At 43.2% G+C, this 3452-nt stretch carries 3 protein-coding genes; all 3 read left to right on the forward strand.

Annotation, left to right across the window (positions count from 1 at the left end):
• Positions 1–240 precede the first annotated feature (240 nt).
• A complete protein-coding gene (gene pstC / locus F6K57_RS40190; protein ID WP_293074469.1) occupies positions 241–1170 on the forward strand; it encodes a phosphate ABC transporter permease subunit PstC in 930 nt (309 codons plus the stop codon).
• Between the two features lie 393 nt (positions 1171–1563).
• Positions 1564–2526, forward strand: coding sequence for a phosphate ABC transporter permease PstA (pstA, locus tag F6K57_RS40195; RefSeq protein WP_293074472.1), 963 nt, complete (start codon positions 1564–1566; stop codon positions 2524–2526).
• A complete protein-coding gene (gene pstB / locus F6K57_RS40200) occupies positions 2520–3320 on the forward strand; it encodes a phosphate ABC transporter ATP-binding protein PstB (RefSeq protein ID WP_293074474.1) in 801 nt (266 codons plus the stop codon). The genes pstA and pstB overlap by 7 nt, the downstream gene beginning before the upstream one ends.
• Positions 3321–3452: the final 132 nt, after the last annotated feature.

Consider the following 3452-nt stretch of genomic DNA (forward strand, 5'->3'; position numbering starts at 1 on the left):
GTGAGCCTTTAGCTCACGCTACGCGAACAGCTGTCAGCCGTCAGCTTAAAATAAACTTTGTTACCGTAGCGTGCGCATCGCGCAAACATAAAAATATGATAGTTCGAGATTAATCAGAATTGAAAGTCTGGTGATTTGCCCATCTAAGCATATGCTGACAGCTGATAGCTGATAGCTGATAATTGATAGCTGACAGCTGACAGCTGCCTTGAGACAATACTTTTATTTATTCCCGATTTAATGACCGAAAAACTGATCCGACTTAACCAGACCAAACAACTCTCACCAAAATTAATTCGCAATTTGCGAGAAAGAGGGATTGAAATACTATTGTTTTTGGCGGCCTTGTCTTCTGTCGCCACTATGGCAGCAATTATCTTTTTCCTGCTTAGGGAATCTCTGGCATTTTTCAAGGAAGTCTCATTAATTGATTTTCTCACTGATACCAAATGGACACCGATGTTTCTAGAGAAACACTACGGAATTTTGCCATTGATATCAGGAACCCTAGTAACCGCTACGACTGCTCTCCTACTTGCTATCCCCACAGGAACTATTGCTGCGATTTACCTAAGTGAATTTGCTCCTCCTACATTACGAGAAGTAGTAAAACCAGGTTTGGAACTTTTAGCAGCAATTCCTACAGTGGTTTATGGTTATTTTGCCCTGCTGGTGGTTAGCCCTCTTCTGCGCAATATTTTTACTGAATTGCCGGTTTTTAATATGCTAAGTGCGGGTCTAGTCATGGGTTTGATGATTATTCCCTTTATTAGTTCCATTAGTGAAGATGCCATGCGAGCAGTTCCGGTAGAGTTACGGGAAGGGTCTTATGCTATGGGAGCAACTCGCTTACAGACAGCATGGAACGTTGTGTTTCCTGCTGCTATTTCAGGCATTGCCTCATCCTACATCCTAGGAGCATCAAGGGCTGTAGGGGAAACGATGATTGTTGCGATCGCAGCGGGCTTACAACCCAAAATAGCTTGGAATCCCCTAGACCAAGCCGCTACAATCACTGCTTACATCGTCCAGGTAAGTCTTGGGGATCTGCCTCATGGTACTCTAGAATACCAGACCATTTTTGCGGCTGGACTAACCTTAGTGTTAATGACTCTAGTGCTAAACATCATTGGACATTTCTTAGCTAAGCGTTATCGAGAAATTTATTAGTATAGTATTTTTCAATTGGGTGAGGTACATATTTTTGTTATTTTAGGGAGTAGGGAGTAGGGAGTAGGGAGTAGGAATTTCCGAAGGGGGGTAGGGATAAAATTGAATGTGCCTTATAAGTATTAAAAATGCTATTCTAGTTATTAGTAATTAGTCGTTATTATTTGGTTAATTAAAAATTAAAAAGTGTTAATTTAAAAGTATTACTTGGCGTTTGCCAGATTCATACAAGCGTTTTTCATAACTATCAGGTAAACAAGATTTTTTACCTGTTACCAGATCCGGTGTTCCCTGCTCCCTGCTCCCTGCTCCCTGCTCCCTGCTCCCTGCTCCCTGCTCCCTAAAACCCAGAACTTTGTACCTTACCCAATTAAAACCGCTATAAGATTATAAATGTCACAGGAACAATTACTTACAATTCGAGAAGATATAAATCGCCGTAAGCTTATTAATCATATTTTTGCCATCGTTGGTTTGGTAGTTATTCTGGTGGCTATATTTATCTTGCTGGCGTTAATAGTCCATATGGTAAGTTCAGGAATATCCCGGATTTCACCAGAGTTTTTTACATCGTTTCCTAGTCGTAGAGCAGAAAAAGCGGGGATTATGTCCGCCTGGGTAGGCACTAGTCTGATTATGTTAGTGACTGCCTTAGCTGCGGTACCCATTGGTGTAGCTTCAGGAATTTATTTAGAAGAATATTCCCGAAAAAACTTGCTAGCGGATTTCATTGAAATTAATGTCACGAATTTGGCAGGAGTTCCCTCCATTGTCTATGGTTTATTAGCCTTGGGGTTATTCGTCTATGAGTTGAATTTAGGTCGAAGCATTCTCTCAGCAGGTTTGACCTTAGCCTTGTTAATTCTGCCAGTGGTGATTGTCACCACACGAGAGGCACTGCGGGCAATTCCTAATCATCTCCGGGAGGCTGCTTATGCCCTTGGAGCCAGTAAGTGGCAAATGATTTGGGATCATGTTTTGCCCTATTCCTTTGGTAGTATTCTCACAGGCGTAATCATTGGTTTATCTCGGGCAATTGGGGAAACTGCTCCTGTGGTTACCATTGGTGCTCTAGTATTTATTCGCTTTTTGCCAGATTCTCCATTAAACAGCGAATTTCCCTATATTCCCTTTCAGGGTGAATTTCCCTATCTAAACTTACAGCAGCTGTTTGCATGGCTTCAGTCTGAATTCACAGTTATGCCGATTCAGATGTTTACCTGGGTATCTAGACCTGAACGGGCATTTGAGGCAAATGCAGCTGCAGCCGGTACAGTGTTAATTGCTATGACTCTGGCTATGAATGGTATTGCTATTTATCTACGCTATCGCTTCCGTAAAGGTCTAAAATGGTAGAACAAATATCTGATAAATTATCCGACTCAAGCATTAGTAACGCCAAAGCTGAGGTGGATAACCTCAGTTTTTACTATGGTTCATTTCAGGCGCTTAAAAGTATTAGTTTAGTGGTGCCGGAAAAACAAGTAACCGCACTAATTGGACCATCAGGGTGTGGTAAAACCACGTTACTGCGATGCTTCAATCGTATGCATGACCTTTATCCTGGTAATCGCTACGAGGGAGCAATCTGGCTCGACTCCGATGTCAACATTTTAGGTAAGAAAATTGACCCGATAGAAGTGCGGATGCGGATTAGCATGGTATTTCAAAAGCCTAATCCTTTCCCCAAATCAATTTATGACAATGTTGCCTATGGGTTGCGAGTGCGGGGTGAAAATAGACGTCGTCTGATTGAAGACAAAATGGAGAAAGCCTTGCGGGGAGCGGCCTTGTGGGATGAAGTGAAAGACCGGCTCTATGACTCAGCCTATAACCTATCTGGAGGTCAACAGCAACGTCTTTGTATTGCCCGGGCTTTAGTCGCTGAACCAGAGATTATTTTATTCGATGAACCCACCTCTGCCCTTGACCCCATTGCTACTTCCAGCATTGAAGAATTAATTGCTGAGCTCAAGAAACAAGTCACAATTTTGATTGTGACTCACAGCATGCAACAGGCAGCAAGGATATCGGATTATACCGCGTTTATGTACTTGGGGGCAATGATGGAGTTTGGGGAGACTAGGCAAATCTTTGAACGACCCGCGAACTCACAGACAGAAGCTTATATTAGCGGACGTATTGGCTAGAACCTCAGCAGCAGCTGGTGAGGGGATTAGCGATTAGCCCGAAGGGCTACGCTACGCGATGAAGCGTTTCGGCAAAGCCGACGCTACGCGAACGCAAAGCGTGGCCAAAGGCCTCAGCTTCCGCGCTTATGC

It is taken from the genome of Moorena sp. SIO4A5 (assembly GCF_010672005.1).
GTDB lineage: Bacteria > Cyanobacteriota > Cyanobacteriia > Cyanobacteriales > Coleofasciculaceae > Moorena.

What these genes read in the sequence shown, in the direction of transcription:
- pstC (WP_293074469.1), top strand. Translation starts at nt 241, where the DNA reads ATGACCGAAAAACTGATCCGACTTAACCAGACCAAACAACTCTCACCA.
- pstB (WP_293074474.1), top strand. Translation starts at nt 2,520, where the DNA reads ATGGTAGAACAAATATCTGATAAATTATCCGACTCAAGCATTAGTAAC.
- pstA (WP_293074472.1), top strand. Translation starts at nt 1,564, where the DNA reads ATGTCACAGGAACAATTACTTACAATTCGAGAAGATATAAATCGCCGT.